At 63.9% G+C, this 19,599-nt stretch carries 15 protein-coding genes; 6 read left to right on the forward strand and 9 right to left on the reverse strand.

What is annotated here, in order from left to right:
• The first annotated feature begins 1 nt into the window (after position 1).
• Entirely contained in the window at positions 2-799 is a 798-nt protein-coding gene (gene tatC / locus RAM60_RS01945) for a twin-arginine translocase subunit TatC (protein ID WP_369025804.1), read from the forward strand.
• On the opposite strand, the gene RAM60_RS01950 is transcribed toward tatC, so the two are convergent.
• Entirely contained in the window at positions 784-2,433 is a 1,650-nt protein-coding gene (locus RAM60_RS01950; protein ID WP_369025803.1) for an amidohydrolase, read from the reverse strand. The two genes, tatC and RAM60_RS01950, sit on opposite strands and share 16 nt — an antisense overlap.
• Before the next feature lie 111 nt (positions 2,434-2,544).
• Between RAM60_RS01950 and RAM60_RS01955 the strand changes: the two genes are divergently transcribed.
• From RAM60_RS01955 to RAM60_RS01970, 4 genes are all read left to right on the forward strand, one after another.
• Positions 2,545-3,798: a threonine ammonia-lyase gene (locus tag RAM60_RS01955; protein ID WP_200982663.1), complete on the forward strand. Its 1,254-nt coding sequence runs from the start codon at positions 2,545-2,547 to the stop codon at positions 3,796-3,798.
• A 158-nt stretch (positions 3,799-3,956) separates the two neighbouring features.
• On the forward strand, positions 3,957-4,799 hold the full coding sequence (locus RAM60_RS01960) for an arginyltransferase (protein WP_200982665.1): 843 nt from the start codon (positions 3,957-3,959) through the stop codon (positions 4,797-4,799).
• The gene (locus tag RAM60_RS01965) at positions 4,765-6,939 is read left to right on the forward strand and encodes an autotransporter assembly complex protein TamA (protein ID WP_369025802.1); all 2,175 of its coding nucleotides are present in this window, start codon (positions 4,765-4,767) and stop codon (positions 6,937-6,939) included. Before RAM60_RS01960 ends, RAM60_RS01965 begins: the two co-directional genes overlap by 35 nt.
• Entirely contained in the window at positions 6,939-11,147 is a 4,209-nt protein-coding gene (locus RAM60_RS01970) for a translocation/assembly module TamB domain-containing protein (protein ID WP_369025801.1), read from the forward strand. The genes RAM60_RS01965 and RAM60_RS01970 overlap by 1 nt, the downstream gene beginning before the upstream one ends.
• Positions 11,148-11,153: 6 nt before the next feature.
• Here the strand turns inward: RAM60_RS01970 and RAM60_RS01975 are convergent, their stop codons facing one another.
• The 3 genes from RAM60_RS01975 to RAM60_RS01985 form a co-directional block, all read right to left on the reverse strand.
• Positions 11,154-11,723: a fasciclin domain-containing protein gene (locus tag RAM60_RS01975; protein WP_369025800.1), complete on the reverse strand. Its 570-nt coding sequence runs from the start codon at positions 11,721-11,723 to the stop codon at positions 11,154-11,156.
• 14 nt (positions 11,724-11,737) lie between these two features.
• A complete protein-coding gene (locus tag RAM60_RS01980) occupies positions 11,738-12,760 on the reverse strand; it encodes a hypothetical protein (protein WP_369025799.1) in 1,023 nt (340 codons plus the stop codon).
• A gap of 86 nt (positions 12,761-12,846) precedes the next feature.
• Positions 12,847-13,446, reverse strand: coding sequence for a lysozyme (locus RAM60_RS01985; protein WP_369025798.1), 600 nt, complete (start codon positions 13,444-13,446; stop codon positions 12,847-12,849).
• Positions 13,447-13,643: 197 nt separating this feature from the next.
• On the opposite strand from RAM60_RS01985, the gene RAM60_RS01990 reads away from it, so the two are divergent.
• A complete protein-coding gene (locus RAM60_RS01990) occupies positions 13,644-14,864 on the forward strand; it encodes a hypothetical protein (protein ID WP_369025797.1) in 1,221 nt (406 codons plus the stop codon).
• A gap of 27 nt (positions 14,865-14,891) precedes the next feature.
• Here RAM60_RS01990 and RAM60_RS01995 read toward each other — a convergent pair whose 3' ends face one another.
• The 5 genes from RAM60_RS01995 to RAM60_RS02015 all read right to left on the reverse strand — a co-directional run bounded on the left by RAM60_RS01995 (position 14,892) and on the right by RAM60_RS02015 (position 19,576).
• Positions 14,892-16,130, reverse strand: a complete 1,239-nt coding sequence (locus RAM60_RS01995; RefSeq protein ID WP_369025796.1) for an aminotransferase class V-fold PLP-dependent enzyme — start codon at positions 16,128-16,130, stop codon at positions 14,892-14,894.
• Between the two features lie 147 nt (positions 16,131-16,277).
• Positions 16,278-17,687, reverse strand: a complete 1,410-nt coding sequence (gene glnA / locus RAM60_RS02000; RefSeq protein WP_369025795.1) for a type I glutamate--ammonia ligase — start codon at positions 17,685-17,687, stop codon at positions 16,278-16,280.
• A 54-nt stretch (positions 17,688-17,741) separates the two neighbouring features.
• On the reverse strand, positions 17,742-18,080 hold the full coding sequence (locus RAM60_RS02005) for a P-II family nitrogen regulator (protein ID WP_200982681.1): 339 nt from the start codon (positions 18,078-18,080) through the stop codon (positions 17,742-17,744).
• Between the two features lie 214 nt (positions 18,081-18,294).
• Positions 18,295-19,233 carry an N-acetyl-gamma-glutamyl-phosphate reductase gene (gene argC / locus RAM60_RS02010; protein ID WP_369025794.1) on the reverse strand — a complete coding sequence of 313 codons (939 nt, stop codon included), beginning with the start codon at positions 19,231-19,233 and terminating at the stop codon, positions 18,295-18,297.
• A complete protein-coding gene (locus tag RAM60_RS02015; RefSeq protein ID WP_369025793.1) occupies positions 19,223-19,576 on the reverse strand; it encodes an SH3 domain-containing protein in 354 nt (117 codons plus the stop codon). Before RAM60_RS02015 ends, argC begins: the two co-directional genes overlap by 11 nt.
• Between the last annotated feature and the right edge of the window lie 23 nt (positions 19,577-19,599).

Below are 19,599 nucleotides of genomic sequence, written 5' to 3' on the forward strand. Positions count from 1 at the left end.
CATGCCGGTGATCAAGGACATCGACGAAACGCAGGCACCGTTGCTCGATCACCTGATCGAACTCCGCGCACGGCTGGTTCGGGCCTTCATGGCCTTGGGCGTGGCGTTCGCAGTGTGCCTCTATTTCGCGAAGGACATTCTCGCCTTCCTCGTCCAGCCGCTGCTCGACGCGGGGCAATCGAAGCTGATCTACACCAAGCTCTACGGGCAATTCTTCGTCGAGCTGAAGGTCGCGCTGTTTGCCGCGTTCTTCATCGCCTTTCCGGTGATCGCCAACCAGCTGTGGCAGTTCATTGCTCCGGGGCTTTATGCAAAGGAAAAGAAGGCGTTCCTGCCGTTCCTGCTGGCGACGCCAATCCTGTTCACCGCGGGCGGAGCGCTGGCCTATTACGTCGTGATGCCCACCGCGTTCCACTGGTTCCTCGGGTTCCAGGGATCGCCGGGCGGGGTCAAGATCGAGGCGCTGCCCAATTCGGAAGACTACCTCGGGCTGGTAATGCAGTTCATCCTCGCCTTCGGCTTGAGCTTCCTGCTGCCCTTGCTGCTCCTCTTGCTCAACACGGCGGGGATCGTCAGCCGGGCGCAGCTTATTGGCGCGCGCCGTTACGTGATCGTGCTGGTTTTCGTGATCGCGGCGATTGCCACGCCGCCCGACGTGATCAGCCAGTTGATGCTCGCGATACCGCTGCTTCTGCTGTTCGAGGGCGCCTTGCTGGTCATGCGCTTCACCGAGAAGCGCCGTCTCGCCGAAGCTGCCAGCGACAACGCCGAAGCCGAAGAGCCTCAGTCCGCGTCGTAAACCTTGCGGCCGCCGACCCAGGTTTCGAGGACCTTGGTCGCACGAAGGTCTGCCGGGGTCGCCAGCAGCGGGTCACGATCGACGAGCACGAAGTCGGCGCGTTCTCCAGGTAGCAGTCGCCCGAAGCGCCCCTCTGCAAAGCCGGCATAGGCAGCATCGCTGGTGAAGCCGGCCAATGCCTGTTCGCGCGTCACGCGGTCCTGCGGACGCCAGCCGCCGAACGGCTGCCCATCGGCATCCATGCGGGTGCTGGCGGCAGCCATGCCGGCGAAGGGGTCGGCGGATTCAACCGGCGCGTCCGAGCCAAATGCGAGCTTACCGCCCAGTTGCAGTATAGTGTTCCAGGCATAGGCCCCATCGAGCCGGTTGGGCCCGAGACGGGCCTCGGCCATCAGGCGGTCGCTGGTCTGGTGAACTGGCTGCATCGAAGCGATGATGCCGTCCTTGGCAAACTTCGGCAGGTCGGCAGGGTCAACGATCTGCGCATGCTCGATGCGCCAGCGACGATCGCCGGGGAAGCTTTCGGCAATCTCGCCAATGGCGTTGAGAGCTTCGGCATTTGCGGCGTCGCCGATGGCGTGGATGGCGGGCTGGAAATTCCCCTGCGCCGCGCGGACGAGGATGTTGCGAAGCTGCGCCGGCGCGGTAAGCGGGAGGCCCGTATTCTTGGGGTCGTCGGAATAAGGCTGCTTGAGCCAAGCACCCCGGCTGCCGAGCGCGCCGTCCATGTACAGCTTGATGCCATTCATCCGCAGCTTGTCGTCGTAGAGCCAGGGAGTGGGCCTGGATCCGGCGATCAGTTCCATGTTCTGCGGGCCGCCGGCATAGGCCATTATGCGCAGAGTCAGCGAACCGTTGTCGCCCGCGCGGCGATAGGCCTGCCAGTCCTCGATTGAAGTGCCCATGTCTGCTGCGGCAGTGATGCCCAGGCGATGGAGCACCTTCTGCGCCTCGGCGAAGGCGAGATCACGCTCGTTCGGGCGCGGGGCGGGGATGGCGGTTTCCATAAGCCGCGTGGCGTTGTCGACGAAAACTCCCGAAGGCGCTTGCGATCCGGCCAGGCGCTCGACGCGTCCGCCATCCGGATTTTTCGTCGCCGTGGTGATCCCCGCGGCCTTCATGGCCATGGTGTTCGCCCAGCCTGCATGGCCATCGACCCGTTCGAGATAGACGGGGCGATCGGCTACCGCACTGTCCAATTCGGCGGCGGTCGGGAAGCGGCCCAAGCCCCACTTCTCCTGGTTCCAGCCGCGGCCGAGGATCCACGGACGCGCTTCGTTCTCCGCTGCGAACTTGCGGATCTTCTCGAGCGCCTCGGCAAGCGAATTGGTGTCGGACAGGTCGAGCGTCAGGGCGGCGATGCCGACGCCCATGACATGGGCGTGTGCGTCGATCAGGCCCGGGATCATCACCCGGCCCTTGCCATCCTCGCGATAGTCGGTCTGCGGCTTTTTGTCGCCGCGCTGCAGGACCTTGGCGACCTTCCCCTGGTCGTCCACAACGATGCCCGTGAAGCGTAAAACCTTGCCGTTTTCGTCAATTGTCAAACCTTCGACATTGTCGATCAGTACGTCTGCGAGGGCCGGTGGGGCCATCGTTGCGGCGAGGAGGGCGGCAATCAACTTGAGCTTCATCTTGGTGCGGTCCCGTAAATGCATGAGGCGCGGCGATAAGGCATAGCTTGGCGCAGGCAAACCCTTTCCGCGATTGCGCACGACCCCCGCGGGCCGTAGGGGCGAGTGCATATGACACAGGCAACTTCCGCCCGCGCCGCCGAAAAGGCGACCGATCTCCTGACGCTCGACGACGTGCGCGCCGCTGCCGCGCGTATCGAGGGTGCCGTGGTGCGCACGCCGATGATGCGTTCGCAGACCCTGTCGGAGATTACCGGGGCCGATGTCTGGCTGAAATTCGAGAACCAGCAGTTCACCGCCGCATACAAGGAACGCGGTGCGCTCAATGCCCTGCTGCACCTCACTGAAGAACAGCGTGCGCGGGGTGTGATTGCAGCGTCTGCGGGCAACCACTCGCAGGGGCTGAGCTATCATGGCCGTCGCCTCGGCGTACCGGTCACCATCGTGATGCCGCAGACCACGCCCAGCGTGAAGGTCATGCAGACCGAGAGCGTTGGCGGCATGGTGGAACAGTTTGGCGAGACCTTCGACGAGGCTTACGCCCACGCCCGCCAGCTCGAGCAGGAACGTGGCCTGACCTTCGTGCATCCCTTCGATGACCCGCTGGTCGCGGCGGGGCAGGGCACGGTCGCGCTCGAGATGCTTGAGGACAAGGACGACTTCGATTGTCTTGTCGTTCCCATCGGTGGCGGCGGCCTGATGAGCGGCATGGCGACGGCAGCCAAGGCGCTCAAGCCCGGGATCGAGATGATCGGGGTGCAGGCAAAGCTGTTCCCCTCGATGTATTCGGAAGTGACCGGCAACGACCTGCCCTGTGGCGGCGACACACTTGCCGAGGGCATTGCGGTGAAGGCGCCGGGCGAATTCACCCGCGAAGTCATTCGCGAGCTGGTCGACGAAATCCTCCTGGTGGACGAGCCCAAGCTCGAGCACTCGGTTTCGCTGCTACTCCAGATCGAAAAGACGGTTGTCGAGGGTGCCGGTGCTGCCGGGCTTGCGGCCGTGCTTTCCTATCCCGAGAAGTTCGCCGGCAAGACTGTCGGCCTGGTCCTGTGCGGCGGCAACATCGACACCCGACTGCTCGCCAACGTGCTCCTACGTGATCTTGCTCGCTCCGGGCGTCTCGCACGCCTGCGGATCGTGCTGCAGGATCGTCCCGGCGCGCTGTTCAAAGTGATGCGCGAGTTCAACGCGCACAACGTCAACATCATCGAGATCTATCACCAGCGCATTTTCACCACCCTCCCGGCGAAGGGACTGACGGCGGAGATCGAGTGCGAGGCGCGCGATTCGGATCAGATAGACGCCCTTGTGTCTTCGCTGGTGGCGAAGGGATATTCGGTGGAGCTGGCCGAACTGGCCTGAGCGAGACGCGCCAGCGCGCGAATTAACCATCCATTCCGTGTGGTTAGTCGGACGAAACGTCGAATTCGTGGTTAAGGGACTTTTAACGCGGGACCCTCTGCGGCATAAAAGAGTCAATGAGACGTTAACTGTCTCTCGACGAAAGGATGCCAAGCGCAGTGACGGCCCCGATCCGCTTTCCCCGGTTCTTCGTGACCAGCCCTGCGCCGTGTCCGTACCTGCCGGGCAAGAGCGAGCGCAAGGTTTTCACGGAACTGCGCGGGACCAGCGCGGACGAGCTCAACGAAGCGCTGGGCCGGATCGGTTTCCGCCGCAGCCAGACGGTTGCCTATCGCCCCTCCTGCCTCGACTGCCAGGCCTGTATCTCGGTCCGCGTCGTGGCCAACGAATTCAAGCCGTCTTCCACGCAGAAGCGCGCGCTTAAGGCGAACGAGGATCTCGTCGCTACCGAGTGTCGTCCCTGGGCGACCGGCGAGCAGTTCGAACTCCTTCAGAAATATCTCGCAGTGCGCCACCCTGGTGGTGGCATGACGCAGATGGAGGAAAACGACTTTGCGGATATGGTGGAACACACTCCAGTATCCAGCTATGTAATTGAATATCGGGAGCCGGGTATCGGCGCCGAACCTGGGCGGCTGGTGGGTGCCTGCCTGACTGACTACCAGGGTGACGGGCTGTCGATGATCTACAGCTTCTACGACCCTGAGCATGAGGATCGCGCCGGGCTTGGTAACTACATCATCCTCGACCATATCCGCCGCGCGGCGGAACGCGGACTGCCTTACGTTTACCTCGGTTACTGGGTCGAAGGGGCAGACCGCATGCAATACAAGGTCCGCTACCGGCCGCTTGAAAAGCTCGGTCGCGGCGGATGGGAACGCATGGCCGATGACGAACAGCGTCGGCTCATCGCCACGGCTACCGCCCCGCGTGCTCGCCGCCGTGACGAGGCCCTGCCTGCCAAGGATGGCACACAGGCCGAATACAAGCTCGCTGACTGAGCACATCCGCCATTCGCTGATCCTTTGTGCTGCCGCCGCGGTCGCGTTCGCGCCGCTGGATCTGGCCGCCCAGGACATGGACGCGCCTCCTTCGCTCGAGGATCTGATTCCCGACAGCGCAGTGGAGGACCCAGATAGCTGGGCTCAGCAGGGAACCGATGCGCCTGTCGCTACCGACATCGATTCCGCAGTAGAAGTCGAGGCGGATACACCGCTCACCGATCTGCCCGGAATGGATCTCGCATGGCCCGAGGACATCGAACTCGAACCGTTGCAGCAGCTCGAGCCCGAGGAAGGCATCGAATTCGTCCAACTGCTCGATGATCGCCAGCAGGTCGCACTCGAGGACGCCGAGACCGAAACGCTTTCCCCCTCTCTCGTCCTAGGCTTTCCGCAGAAGGAACCGCCCTTCAGCGAACGCGGCGATTTCGTCTCGCGCTTCCAGGCGCTGTCGACGATCGAGGAACTGGACGGGGATGACGAGACCGTCGCGCAGCTTGCTGCCCGGGCGCGTGAGGACGAGGAACTGCTTGGCAATCTCCTTCGCGTCTACGGTTACTACGATGGCGAAATCATCCGTAACATCGGCGCACGCGAGGTGGGCGAGGACGGCGGAGAGGCCGCTCCCCGGGTTCGCTTCGACATCATTCCCGGACCCCGCTACAAATACGGAACCATCGATCTCGGCGATCTCGCGAGCGCGCTCGATGCGGAGGAATTGCGCGCATCCTTCGGCATCCAGCCCGGCGACTACCTGCAGTCCGACACCATCGTCCAGCAGCGCTTCAATCTCGACCGCAAGCTGGGCGAGACCGGTTATGCCTTTGCCGAGATCGACGAGCCGGAACTCCTGATCGACCACGAGAGGGTCGAGGGTGACCTGACCATGCCGGTCCGGCCCAAGGGCAAGTATGTCTTTGGCGATGTCATCAGCAGCGATCCGCGCTTCCTTTCTAGCAAGCACCTCGCGGAAATAGCGCGCTTCGATGCGGGCGATGTCTACAAGCGCAGCCTTGAAATGGACCTGCGGCGCGCCATCACCGCGACCGGACTGGTTTCAACCGTCTCCGTGACCCCGCGCGAGGTGGTCGCACCGCAGGGCGACCAGCCGGGCGTGGTGGAGATGGATGTCGGTATCGAGCGCGCGAAGTTGCGCACTGTGGCCGGTGCCATCGGTTACGGTTCGGAAGAAGGCATTCGCGTCCAGGCGAGCTGGGAACACCGCAACCTCTTCCCGTCGGAAGGGTTGCTGCGCCTCCGCGGTATTGTCGGCACGCGCGAGCAGCTTGCAGGCGTGACTTTCCGCAAGAACAACTTCCACGGGCGCGACAACGTCGCCGGTGTCGATGCCTATGCATCAACAATCGACACTGATGCCTATGACGCAAGGACCGTCGCTATCCAGGGAGGGTTCGAAAAGACCTCCACGCTTCTATTCCAGAAGCCGTTCAGTTGGGCCCTCGGAGCCGAATTCCTGGCGACAGATGAACGCAACCGCGTGATTGGGGGCATCCCGCGTCCGCGCAGGACCTTCCTCATTGCCTCACTCTATGGTCGCGCGACAATCGATACGAGCGACTCCCTTGTCGATCCCACCAAAGGCTTTCGAATTACCGGGATGCTGGCCCCGGAAACCTCTCGAACCGCGGGCGACCAATTCTATTACCTGCGCAACCAGGTCGATGCGGCATATTACCAGTCGATCACCGACCGAACGGTGCTTGCTGGGCGCCTGCGCTTCGCCAGTATCCAGGGTGCGCCGCTTTACGCGATCGCTCCTTCTCGCAGGCTCTATGCCGGGGGCGGCGGGTCCGTGCGCGGTTACGGGTACCAGTCCATCGGGCCCAAGAACGACCTCGGCGAGGTGACCGGTGGGCTCAGCCTGGTGGAGGCATCGGTCGAGGCCCGTATTGGTACGGGTTTCTTCGACGGGGCGGTATCGGTCGTGCCATTCTTCGATCTCGGTGCGGTTTCCATCAATCGCACCCCGGATTTCCGTTATGTGAAATACGGCGCCGGCCTGGGCTTGCGGTATGCCACCGGCTTTGGTCCCATCCGCATCGATGTGGGCGTGCCGCTCAACCCCGACCCTGAGGATTCCTCGGTCGCCGTCTATGTTTCGCTGGGTCAGGCCTTCTGATGGTCGATGACGTGGCCATTGTCGACGAGGTAGCGCCCCCGCGGCGGAGATCCCGCCTTGGGCGGGCAGCCAAATGGTTGCTGGGCATTCTGGGTGCGCTCGTACTGGCGGTGGTCGCCGCAGTTGTTCTGCTCAATACGCCCTTGGGTGAGCGCTTTCTCGCCAGCAAGATTGCCGAGCGAACCTTTCCCAATGGCCTCAACATCTCGATCGGGCGGATCGAGGGCAACCTCTATGGCGCGGCGATCCTGCATGATGTTCGCCTCTCCGATCCCAAGGGCGTTTTCCTGACGATCCCGCGCGCGGAGGTCGACTGGAATCCCGGTGCATGGCTGTCCAACCGGCTGGACATCGACAGCTTCGTGGCCCGGCGCGCAACCTTGTCGCGGATCCCCGAATTCCTGCCCAGCGAAGACGACAATCCCATCCTTCCTGGCTTCGACATCTCAATCGACCATCTGGAAATCGACAATCTGACGATCGCTTCCGGAATTGCGGGCGACAAGGCGCAGAGGGTCGATCTCGACGCAGAGCTGCAGGTCGAGGATCGCCGCCTGCTCGTCGATGCGAAGGGCACGCTGGGGTCGCGTGACAGGCTCGCCTTCAGGCTCGACGCGGAACCGGACGGGGATGACTTCGATGCTTCCCTGGATCTCGACGCGCAGGCGAATGGGCCGCTGGCGTCGCTGGCAGGGGTCGAGAAGCCGTACACTGCGAAATTGCGCGGCGATGGCAGTTGGACTGCGTGGAAGGGTGGCCTGCTGGTCAGGAGCGAAGGCAAGCGGGTCGCGGCGCTGCGCGTGACGAACCGCTCCGGTCGCTTCGGTCTCCTCGGAAAAGTCGACCCGTCCGATTTCCTCACCGGCCTCCCGCTGAGGGCGATGGGAAGTGATGTCGCGATCAGATCGGACATCAGGATCGACAACCGGGTATTCGATGGCCGGACGATCCTCATCGGACGGGGACTTTCGCTCGATGCGGACGGCAAGCTCGACCTCGCGGAAAACCGCGTCAACGAGCTCGATGTGATTGCGCAAGTGCGTGACCCATCGCTGTTCGGCAATGGGATTGCGGTGCGTGGCGGCCGGATGATCGCGACAATCAACGGCGCGTTCAAGGACCTGACGATCCTTCACGATCTGCAATTGGCGGAACTCGATGTCAGCGGCACCAAGCTTGCGCGCGTCCGCCAGCGCGGAACTGCCCGTTACGACGGTTCGCGTTGGACTGTCCCGCTCGACCTCGGCGTTGATCGGGTAGCGAGCGGAAATTCGTGGATTGACCCACGCCTCGTGAATGGCACTGCACGGGGCAGGCTGGTCCTCACAGGCAGCAAGCTCGTATCGGACGACCTGAGACTGGTTTTCCAGGGTTTGACCGCGAACCTCGCCTTGCGAGGCGACGTTGCCAAGGGAAGTTACCAGGTTCGCGGGCCGGTTCGCGCGGATCGCCTTGCGCTTGAGAACGTGGGCTCGGCAGGAGGCACGGCGGCCATCGACCTGACTCTCTCGCCGGGTGCACCGTGGAGGCTCAAGGCCGATCTCGATGCGCGTATCGCGCCGGTGACCAATGCCACGCTGGCCAATCTCGCGGGAACGCCGATCCGTGTACGCGGCGGAATAGCCATGGGTGGCGATGCCCCGCTGCGCTTCGACGGCGTGCGGATCAATGCCAGCAAGCTGACGGCGTCGCTCAACGGTGACATTCGCCAGGGCACCACACGGGTCGCGGGCAAGGGACACCACGTCGATTACGGCGACTTCACCGTTGAGGCCTCGCTGACCCAGGAGGGTCCCCGCGCGGTGCTCGTCTTCGCCAAGCCGGCGACTGGTGTGGAGAATGTCCGCCTAGCCATCGCGCCGACCCGGGAAGGTTTCGCGATCGACGCTGACGGAGGATCGGTCCTTGGGCCATTCACAGGCAAACTCGGCCTGTTCGCTCCGAAAGGCGGCCCGACGCGAATCGATATCGACACGCTGACTGTGTCCGAAACAAGCGTTACGGGCGGCCTGACGCTGGTCGATGGCGGTGCACAAGGCCAGCTGGCCTTTGCCGGTGGCGGCCTCGACGGAACGGTGGACCTTGCTCCGCGCGGCGGCGGTCAGGGTCTCGATATCGACCTCAAGGCACGCAATGCGAGCTTTGGTGGAGAGCCGAGAATGCGGATCGCGCGTGCCGACCTGAAGGCGAACGGGCTGATCAGCGACGGCAAGTCGAGCTTCACCGGCTCGGGCACCGCGGCGGGCCTGTCCTATGGGACCCTATTCATCGCCCGCGCGGCAGCCCAGGGCAAGATCGAGAACGGCAGCGGCACAGTCGATGCGTCAATTTCGGGTCGCCGGAATGCCCGCTTCGAGCTGGACCTGAACGGTCGTTTCACGCCGGGGCAGATCGCCGTGGCGGCGAAAGGCGAATTCGCCGGTCGGGCCATCACCATGCCACGCCGCGCCATCCTGACCAGCCTCGAGGGTGGCGGCTGGGAACTGGCGCCGACACAGGTCAGCTATGGCGACGCGGGAATGGTAGCCTCCGGCCGGTTCGGCGGCGACAATCTCGCCTTCGATTTCAAGCTGGCCGGGATGCCCCTTTCGCTCATCGACATCGCGCGCTCGGACACCGGGCTTGGCGGGACGATTTCGGGGACTGTCAATTTCCGCAACGGCGCGAACGGAATTCCGGTCGGAGAGGCGAAGGTCAAGGTTGACGGCCTTACCCGCTCGGGCCTCGTCCTTACTTCACGGCCGGTTGACCTATCGCTGGTCGCGCGCCTTACCGAAAGCGAACTCCAGGTCCGCGCCCTGCTGCGCAACGAGGACATCAGGCGCGGACGCGTCCAGGCTCGGATAAGTGGCCTGCCGCAAGCGGGCCTGCTGCTCGATCGCCTGCGTGCGGGACGCCTGGTGGCGCAGCTGCGCTACCAGGGCGCGGCGGAAAGCCTCTGGCGTCTTGCCGCCATCGAGGCATTCGACCTTACAGGCCCCGTATCGATCGCAGCCGATGCCACCGGATCGCTTGCCGACCCGACCGTACGCGGCTCCGTCACAAGCGACGACTTGCGCGTGCTGAGCTCGCTTTCAGGCACCGACATCCGAAAGGTTTCCGTGCGCGGCAAGTTCACCGGGTCCCGGCTCCAGCTCATGCGGTTTGCCGGGACCACCGATAATGGCGGGACGGTGAAGGGCAGCGGCATCGTCGACCTGCGCACCCTCGGCGAGCCGGTCGAAGGCCGGGTGCTCGAAATCCGCGGCCCGATCATCGACCTGCGTGCTTCGGTGGAGAATGCGCGGCTGCTCAATGCCAAAGGTCTCAATGCAACGATCACCGGACCGCTGCGCATCATCTCGGACGGGCTTGGCGGCACGATCGCCGGGCGGGTCAAGGTCAACCGTGCAAGCTGGAAGCTCGGCGTGGCAGCGGACGACTTGCGGCTCCCTCAGATCCCGACGCGAGAGATCAATTCCCCCGCGAGCCGTGCTCCGCGCGTCGCACCCGCGAGGCCTTGGCGCTACCTTATCGATGCCAAGGCAAGCAGTCGCATCGACGTCGACGGCATGGGCCTCGACAGCGAATGGGGAGCCGATGTCATCCTGCGTGGCACGACCGAGAATCCGCGCATCGGCGGACGTGCGCGCGTGGTGCGCGGCGACTACACTTTTGCAGGAACGCGGTTTGAACTGACCCGCGGCGAGATCGCCTTCGACGAAACCGTTCCGATCGATCCGCGCCTCGATATTCGTGCCGAGACAAAGCGTGACAGCCTGACCGTCGTCGTGACAGTCAAGGGCAGCGCGACCCAGCCGGAAATCGCCTTCACCTCCGACCCCTCCCTGCCGGAGGAAGAGATCATGGCGCGCCTGTTGTTCGGTGGTTCGATCACGACCTTGTCCGCGACCGATGCGCTGCAACTCGGCGCTGCGGTAGCAAGCCTGCGCGGGGGTGGCGGCATGGACCCGATCAATCAGTTGCGCAGCGCGATCGGGCTCGACCGCTTGCGCGTGGTAAGCGCCGACCCCGCGCTTGGGCGCGGGACCGGCGTCGCTCTGGGCAAGAATTTCGGCCGCAGGTTCTACGCGGAGATCATCACCGACGGACGCGGTTATAGCGCTACCGAGGTCGAGTTCCGCGTGACCAGCTGGCTCTCGGTACTCGCAGCTGTCTCGACGATCGGACGCGAAAGCGTCGTCGCAGAGATCAGCCGCGATTACTAGGCCGGGTCAGCCTTCCTTTTTCGGAAGAAGAACCGCGTCGAGCGGGATGAGGACGCCGTTATTGGCGGCAACCGCAGTGCCGGCGAACTTGGCCTTGGCTCCGCCTGGCATCGACACGGTGATTGCGTCACCTTCCTTGGCAAAGGTCACCTGACCTTCTCCCAGGGTCGTCATCGTGACAGGGCCGCCCTTGTCGACGATTGCCTTGTCGATGGCCTCGGGCGTGAGATGCCCGGGTACCATGTGATCGCGCAGGAGCGCGATCAGCATGGGCTTCTGGTCATCCGCGAACAAAGCCTCCCCGTCTTCGCCAAGCGCACCGAAGGCGGTGTCGGTCGGGGCGAGGACGGTGTAGCTGCCCGGACCTTCCAGCAGGCCTGAAAGCTCGCTCTTGGTCAGGGCGTCGCGAAGCTTGGACATACCCTCTTCGCCAGTGATGGCAGCAGCAAGCGTCAGAGTGCCGTCGTCCTTGGTCGAGGCGGTCGCGGATGCGTCGTCCTTCGCCTCGGAGCAGGCTCCGAGGAGCGGAAGCGAAGCGAGAGCAATGGCGGCGATACCGTTCTTGATCATTTTCATGGTCTTGTGCTCCCTCAAACCAGCAGGTCGATCACAGCGGCGACAAGCTGCGTTTCAGGATCGACGCGGTACACGTAGCCATCCGAATAACGGTAATAGGCATCAGGCGTGTCGTAGTAGCGATCGCGATAGGCGTAGGGGACGTTGTAGACGTCGTATCCCATCGGCATCGGCTGGCCGACGCGAATGTCGTCGCCGGTCAGGAGAGCCGCAACCGACATGATTGCGGCGTCTTCCGGATCGACCCGGTAGATCACGTTATCGGCATAGCGGTAGCGACCGCTTCCGCCGAGATCGTAATAGTCGACGTAATAGTCGGGCACCGGATAGTAGTTGTACGAGGTTGGCCACGGGTTGCCGATCGCCAGAGCGCCGCCGAGCAGCGGAATGTAGCCGCTGATGCCGCCGCCATTGCCCAAGCGCAGCAGGTAGCCGTCATTGTAGTAATAACGACCGTCGCCGTAATTGCTCAGGCCGAACAGGCTGGGACGATAGGAATAGCCGAACAGGCTGCGCTCGTATCGGTCCTTGGCCTGGCCCGGAGGCATGCAGCCGTTGTGCTTCTTGGCAAGGCCCGGGGGGCACCCGTTGATCAGGCCACGCGACCCGTCGCGCAGCAGCAGTTCGCGGTCGCGGCGGTAATCGACACGATCGACGAAGCGACGGTCTCCATCGCGGCGATCGTCGTAGCCACGGTCGCCGTTATCGCGGTCGTCATCGCGGCCACGGTTGACGAAGGCGCGTTCGTCGCGCCGCTCGACACGGTTCTCGACTGCGCGGTCAACGCGACGTTCGACCGATTTGCCGCGATTTTCCACACGACGCTCGACCGCCTTGACCTGGCTGCGGTCATTGCCGCGGTTATCCGAACGATGTTCGACAGCCTGCGGCCCACGGTCCTTGCCGCCGCCACGGTCCTGCTTCATTGCCGCAGCTTCAGGCTTGCCCTTGCCGTTTCCGTTACCCTTGCCGGGCTCGGCATAGGCGCCACCAGCTGCCAGCGCGACTGCCGCCACGCCTGCCAGAATGTAACGCATGATAAGTCTCCTTTTGCCGGCTCAACGGGGACGCAACGGTCTTGGTTCCTGCGCAAAAGCCCTTATTTCCGCCGTTTATCGGAGGTTCAGCTACCACAGCGGTAAAGCGTTGCCTCCTCGCGACGACGGCGGACCAGCCCTTTTAGGACCCGCCCACCGGCCATGTTCCAGCGGCCAAACTCGTTCGCGGCAGCTGCGAAATCTCCGGCCCGATGGAGCTTGGTCAGGGTTGCCCGGGCGATGGCGCCGGTATTGTAGTGGAAGCTGACGAGGGCATCGAACTGCGCTTTTGAGGTAGGGGCATCGCCGATTGCGCGGGCCACGTCCCTGGCATGTCGCGCAATGTCCTTCGCGAGCCGGTCGTCGCATTGCTCGCGGGTCCAGACCGTGTCGTGGTCGATATCGGGTCCGGTCGCGCCCCAGCCTATGGTCCATGGCGCCCCGCCCGTGCCGGGATCCGGGTAGGCTTCGACAAGTCCGTCCCGCCGCAATCGCGCACATCCTTCATAGCGCTTGATGAGTTGGAGCCCCGCAGTTCCCATCCCACGATCTGGAACACATGGAACACGGTCCTGAGGCAAGTCTTCCATCCCGTCGAGGGCGCGATCGAGTGCTTCGATCTCGGAACGGCGAAATCCGCGCCCGATCAGGCGGCGGACGAGGTCAAATAGCGGTTTGCGATCCATGATTATGCCTCTCTGGAGTTGCTGGAGGCAGGGCAATTAGGCGGCATCGCCCGGTGTAGGAAAGTCGATGAACTACTCTTCGGTGCAGTGAGCGCATTTGTCCTATCCGGGCAATGGGTACGGGCGTATTGATGCCAGCCAAATGATAACGAGTCCGGACGACCGGGTCGCCGTCTGCATTCTTGGGAGGATGATGCATGAAGCGATCCGTTTTTGTCGCGGGCGTTGCGCTCGCCGCGCTGACGACCGGATGGGCGATCCCGGCGATGACCCAGTCCGCCGCCTCGCCTGCCCGCTACACGATGGATGCCAGGACCATGTCCGGCATGGCAGCAATGGGCGGTGGCGGTGGGATGGCGGCCGCCATGGCGATGATGCAGGGCAAGGGCGGCGGCGCGGCGCATGAACTGCACCTCAAGCTCGGATCGGGGCAGGCCCCGACGGGCACTGCCAAGGCCGACCACTTCATGCCCAGCGGTGCCGGTCTCGGGGCGTCCGTGCCGCTGACCTATACCCCGGGCAAGGGGGAGGTCGGGCCAGCGGGGACAGCGACGCCGAAGGGAAAGCTCTTGCTGTTCTGGGGGTGCGGTGAACATGCCCCTCCGGGCCAGCCGGTGGTCATCGATTTCTCAAAACTGGCCAAGGGCCAGGTTCCGCCTGATCTCTATGCAGCTGCGGTCAACATTCCCGAAGAGTGGCGGATCATGCCCTCCAACAGCCGCACCTACGGCGAATGGCCCAACGGCCTCGAGACGAAAGCCGTCCCGCCGAAGTCCTCGCTGATCGGGGCGCATCGGATCGCAAGCACCTATGCGCCCGAAATCTCCTTCTCCCTCGACCAGGACTTCATGGCCCCGGTCGAGGTGAAGAGCAGCCGGATGCCAAGCGGCGCATGGGACATGCGCTGGCAGGGGGTGGGCGGCGCGACCGGATACTATGCCTGGGTGATGTCAGCAAAGGAGGGGCCGGGTCGCGAGGCGTCGGAGATGGTGTGGTGGACCTCGAGCGCAAACCGTGCCTTCGGCGGCCCGATGTGGGACTGGCTCTCGCCTGCGGCAGCCGCCAAGCTGGTCGCGGCGAAGACCGTCATGGCGCCGTCGCAGACCAGTTGCACGGTTCCGGCCGAAGTGCAGAAGGCGGGCGGCGAGATGATGATGGCCAACCTCTCGGCCTACGGGCCTGAACGCAATTTCTCTTATCCGCCCAGGCCGCCAAAGGCTGCGGCTGGCTGGAAACCCGACTGGATCGCGCGGGTCCGGTATCGTTCAACCAACATGTCCGTTCTCGGCATGGAAATGCCCGACACGGGTCAGATGAGCGACTCCGAAGCCTCCGAAGCGGCTCCCAAGCCCGCCTCCAAACCAAAGTGCAAAGGGCTGAAGGGGATTGCGATGAGAGCTGCCGGTCTGTGCGAATGAACCGGGCGCGCCCGTAGAGGCGTTGAGCTAGGTCGTCGAAACAATCTCGCGAATGGCCTCGGCCAGCCTGTCGACCTCGCGCTCCCGCGTCGCCAGCGCCGGGGTCACGCGAATGCATGCTCCCGAGGCAAGGCCCGTGCGGTGGACGGTGAAGATGCGGTGGCGTTCGAGCAGCTTCGCAGCGAGCGCCACGTTCTGTTCGCGCGTGACCAGTCCACGCAGCCGGAACGAGGTGATCGCGCCATAGCAGCGCGGATCGTCGGGCGTCAGGATTTGGACCTGCGGCAGCTCGCGCAAAGCGGTCACCCAGCGGTCGCGCAGTGACTTGAGCCTGCCTTCACGCCGAGTCGACCCGATCGCCGACTGGAAGGCAAGCGCGGTCGGGACGGTCAGCTGAGCAGCATAGTCCGGCGTACCGGTATGGGCGCGCGAATAGATTCCGGTGCTGTCCGGCGGCTCTGCCGGATCCGGATCGATTGCCGCAATCCTCTCCTTGCGGATGTAGAGCGCTCCCACGCCAAGCGGCGCGCCGATCCACTTGTGGAGGTTCATGGCGATGAAATCGGCCTTGAGATCGGGCAGGGCGAAATCGAGCTGTCCGACGCTGTGCGCTGCGTCGACAATGCAGTCGATCTCCCGCGCTCGCGCAAGTTCCGCGATCTCCGCAACGGGCAGGACAAACCCGGTGCGGTGGCTGACATGCGTCAGGAGCGCCATCCGGACATCGGGATTGGCGGCAAAGGCCTCCGCATAGGCTGCGACCAGATTGTCGTGCGTGGCAGGCTCGGGCAGGGCGATCTTCACGACGCGCACGCCCCGGCGTTCCCCTAGGGAGTCCATGCACGCCTGCGCACTGTCGTAGTCGAGGTCGGAATAGAGCACGGCATCGCCAGGCTTCAGGCGATTGTACTGCAGGATCAGGGCCTTCAGCGCCTCGGTTGCATTGCGGGTGAGAGTTATCTCCTCGAAGGCCACGCCGAAGAAATCCGCTACCTTCTCCGTCACTTCCTGCAGGTCGTCGTTCATGGTCCGGCGAGCGTAATAGCTCGTATCGCGGTTCACCCGCTCGACATTGGCGAGGTACGCCTGCTGCACGGGGCGGGACATCATGCCCCAATTGCCATGCTCGAGCTGGATGATTTCGCGCGTGACATCGTACTGGCCGGCGATCTCGTCCCAGTTCCCGGAGAGCGAAGCCTTGCCCAGCGTGGCGGGCAGCAACGGGAGGGCGGCTGCCCCGAACAAGGTCCTGCGGTCGAATTCCATGACAGCCCCCCGCGCAATTGCCGGACGAGCCTACCAGAGGTGTTTCCCGTGTCGATAGCGCAGCGCCTTTTCGAGCGCGCAAAGAGAAAGGGCGCCCGGTTTCCCGGACGCCCTCCTCGGTGATTGCGGGGCTATGCCGCCAAAAGGTTAAGCGGAATAGTACATGTCGAATTCGGCCGGGCACGGCGTGGTTTCGACGCGCATGACTTCTTCCCACTTCAGCTCGGCATAGGCGTCGATCTGGTCCTTGGTGAAGACGTCGCCCTTGAGCAGGAACTCGTGGTCGGCTTCGAGGCTTTCCAGGGCTTCGCGCAAGCTGCCGCACACGGTCGGCACGTCGGCGAGTTCGGCCGGCGGCAGGTCGTAGAGGTTCTTGTCCATGGCTTCGCCCGGGTGGATCTTGTTCTGGATCCCGTCGAGACCAGCCATGAGCAGCGCTGCATAGGCGAGGTAGGGATTGGCCATCGCGTCGGGGAAGCGGAATTCAACGCGCTTGGCCTTGTCGCCGGAACCATAGGGGATGCGGCAGGAAGCCGAACGGTTGCGTGCCGAATAGGCGAGCAGCACGGGAGCCTCGAAGCCCGGCACCAGGCGCTTGTAGCTGTTGGTGGTCGGGTTGGTGAAGGCGTTCAGCGCCTTGGCATGCTTGATGACGCCACCGATGAAATAGAGGCAGGTTTCCGACAGGCCGCCATACTGGTTGCCCGCGAAGGTCGGCTTGCCGCCATCCCAGATGGAAATATGGGTGTGCATGCCCGACCCGTTATCGTCCTTGATCGGCTTGGGCATGAAAGTCGCGGTCTTGCCATAGGCGTGGGCCACCTGGTGCACGACGTACTTGTAGATCTGCATGCGGTCGGCGGTCGTGACGAGCGTGCCGAAGGTCAGGCCAAGCTCGTGCTGTGCCGCGGCGACTTCGTGGTGGTGCTTGTCGCAGGGCAGGCCCATTTCGATCATGGTCGAAACCATCTCGCCACGGATGTCGACGGCGCTGTCGACCGGGGCGACGGGGAAGTAGCCGCCCTTGGCGCGCGGACGGTGCGCCATGTTGCCGCTCTCGTATTCCTTGCCGGTGTTGGTCGGCAGTTCGATGTCGTCGATGGCGTAGCCCGAGCCGGCATAGCCGTCTTCGAAGCGGACATCGTCGAACATGAAGAACTCGGCTTCGGGGCCGACGTAGACGGTGTCGCCGATACCGGTCGACTTGAGGAATGCCTCGGCGCGCTTGGCGGTGGTACGCGGGTCGCGCGCGTACCATTCACCGGTCGAGGGTTCGACGATATCGCAGAACAGGATCATCATCGGCTCGGCGCTGAACGGGTCCATGTAGACGTGTTCGAGGTCGGGCTTCAGGATCATGTCGGATTCGTTGATGACCTTCCAGCCGGCGATCGACGAACCGTCGAACATCAGGCCGTCTTCGAGCTGGTCTTCGTCGAGCGTCTTGGCGACCATGGTCAGGTGCTGCCACTTGCCCTTGGGGTCGGTGAAACGCAGGTCGACCCATTCGACGCCGTCGTCGGCGATCTGCTTCAGGACCTTCTTTGCACTGGACATTGGTATTGCCTCCGTTTGAACTCGTTGGGTTTGGGGCTCTGCGCCCGGTATTGATCAGATGGCGTCGTTGTCGCGTTCGCCGGTTCGGATGCGCAGCGCGCCTTCGATATTCGAGATGAAGATCTTGCCGTCACCGATACGGCCCGTCTGGGCGGCGGCGGCGATGGCTTCCACGGTGCGTTCGGCGATGTCATCGGCAACGACGACCTCGAGCTTCACCTTGGGCAGGAAATCGACGACGTATTCGGCACCGCGATAGAGCTCGGTGTGGCCCTTCTGGCGCCCGAAGCCCTTGGCCTCGGTCACGGTGATGCCGGACACGCCGATTTCGTGAAGGGCTTCCTTCACCTCGTCGAGCTTGAACGGCTTGATGATCGCTTCGATCTTTTTCACTTGGTTTCCGTCCTCGGGATGCTGCTGCGATTTCGATCCTCGCGCGATTCAATCCAAGAATCGTGCCAAGCGTCGCGTCGGGCCGTAGACGAAGAATTGGGGCCTTCGGAAGGGGTGTTGCGCAATTTTTTGGCCGAATCCGGCTTCTCTTGCGCAACAGCCCGATCGAGATGGCAGGCCAGTGCCTAGCGACTGGTCGCGCCGTGCTTAATTTTTAGGCAGACAAGAGCCGCAGGCCCGCAGTTTCGGGCAGGCCGCAAAGCAGGTTGAGGTTCTGCACCGCGGCCCCGCTCGCACCCTTACCGAGGTTGTCGAGGCGGGCGACGAGGCGTGCGTTCCAGCCACCGTCATTGCCGAACACGAAGAGTTCGAGGCCGTCGAAAGGTGCATCGTCCGGACCCAGCAGCAATTCGCCGACGGGTTGCTTGTCGTGGACCGTGACGACCGCGGAAACGGCGTAGAATTCGCCAAGGGCATCCCGCAAGGCATCGGCCTGCGGCTCATTCGCCATGGCACCCAGATGGAGCGGAACCTCGACGATCATGCCGCGGTAGGCGGGAACGACCGATGGCGCGAAAATGACCGGATGTTCGAGGCCCGCATGGGCCTTCATCTCGGGAAGGTGCTTGTGCTTGAGGTCGTAGCCATAAGCGCGGAATGCGGGGGCGCCAGGTGCCTCGAACCGTTCGATCAGCGCCTTGCCGCCGCCCGAATAGCCGCTCACCGCATTGACGGTGTAGGGCCAGTCGGCAGGCAGCAGGCCTGCGCGCACCAGCGGTGCGACAAGGGCGAGGAAGCCGGTCGGGTAACATCCAGGATTGCTCACCCGGCGCGCCGTTGCCACCCGCTCGCTGCCGACCAGTTCGGGGAAACCATAGCACCAGCCCTCGGTCGTGCGGTGCGCGCTCGAAGCGTCGATCACGCGGGTGCCGGACGCCGGGTCGATGAGAGCGACCGCCTCGATCGCAGCTTCATCGGGCAGGCAGAGAATGGCGACATCCGCCTCGTTCAGCGCCTCGCGCCGGGCGGAGGTATCCTTCCTCTGTGCATCGTCGAGCGTGATGAGGCTGAACTCGCTACGGCCCGCGAGCCGTTCCGCGATTTCCAGCCCGGTCGTGCCCGCCGCGCCGTCGATGAATACCTTATGCGTCACTGTCGGCTTCGAGTGCACCGAGATGCACATAGCCGCTGGGGCCCTCGGGGCCACGCGTGATCCAGGCCCAGTCGCCTGCGACGTCGAGCAGTTCGACCGCCGTTCCGCCCGAAAGCGATGCCCCGTCGCCCGCGTCATCGCGCATGGCGAGCTTGAGAACCGCGCCGCCAGCGGCAACCTTGCGGAGGTGCGGGATCACGTAGTGCGCGGCGAGGTAGCGCCCGGCGAGCGCAATGTGCGCCAAGTCCCCGCGAAGCGGCAGCGTTCCCGGTGCAGGCTTTTCGACCGGACCCTTCAGTCCGACGATCCCTTCGGGAAGTTGGTAGCTGGCCTGTTCGCTCACTCTTTGTGGATGCCCTGAAATTG

It is taken from the genome of Qipengyuania sp. RANM35, assembly GCF_041021145.2.
GTDB lineage: Bacteria > Pseudomonadota > Alphaproteobacteria > Sphingomonadales > Sphingomonadaceae > Qipengyuania > Qipengyuania soli.

Coding starts and splice junctions, on each gene's coding strand:
- tatC (WP_369025804.1), top strand. CDS start 2: ATGCCGGTGATCAAGGACATCGACGAAACGCAGGCACCGTTGCTCGAT.
- RAM60_RS01950 (WP_369025803.1), bottom strand. CDS start 2,433: ATGAAGCTCAAGTTGATTGCCGCCCTCCTCGCCGCAACGATGGCCCCA.
- RAM60_RS01955 (WP_200982663.1), top strand. CDS start 2,545: ATGACACAGGCAACTTCCGCCCGCGCCGCCGAAAAGGCGACCGATCTC.
- RAM60_RS01965 (WP_369025802.1), top strand. CDS start 4,765: ATGGCACACAGGCCGAATACAAGCTCGCTGACTGAGCACATCCGCCAT.
- RAM60_RS01970 (WP_369025801.1), top strand. CDS start 6,939: ATGGTCGATGACGTGGCCATTGTCGACGAGGTAGCGCCCCCGCGGCGG.
- RAM60_RS01975 (WP_369025800.1), bottom strand. CDS start 11,723: ATGAAAATGATCAAGAACGGTATCGCCGCCATTGCTCTCGCTTCGCTT.
- RAM60_RS01980 (WP_369025799.1), bottom strand. CDS start 12,760: ATGCGTTACATTCTGGCAGGCGTGGCGGCAGTCGCGCTGGCAGCTGGT.
- RAM60_RS01985 (WP_369025798.1), bottom strand. CDS start 13,446: ATGGATCGCAAACCGCTATTTGACCTCGTCCGCCGCCTGATCGGGCGC.
- RAM60_RS01990 (WP_369025797.1), top strand. CDS start 13,644: ATGAAGCGATCCGTTTTTGTCGCGGGCGTTGCGCTCGCCGCGCTGACG.
- RAM60_RS01995 (WP_369025796.1), bottom strand. CDS start 16,130: ATGGAATTCGACCGCAGGACCTTGTTCGGGGCAGCCGCCCTCCCGTTG.
- glnA (WP_369025795.1), bottom strand. CDS start 17,687: ATGTCCAGTGCAAAGAAGGTCCTGAAGCAGATCGCCGACGACGGCGTC.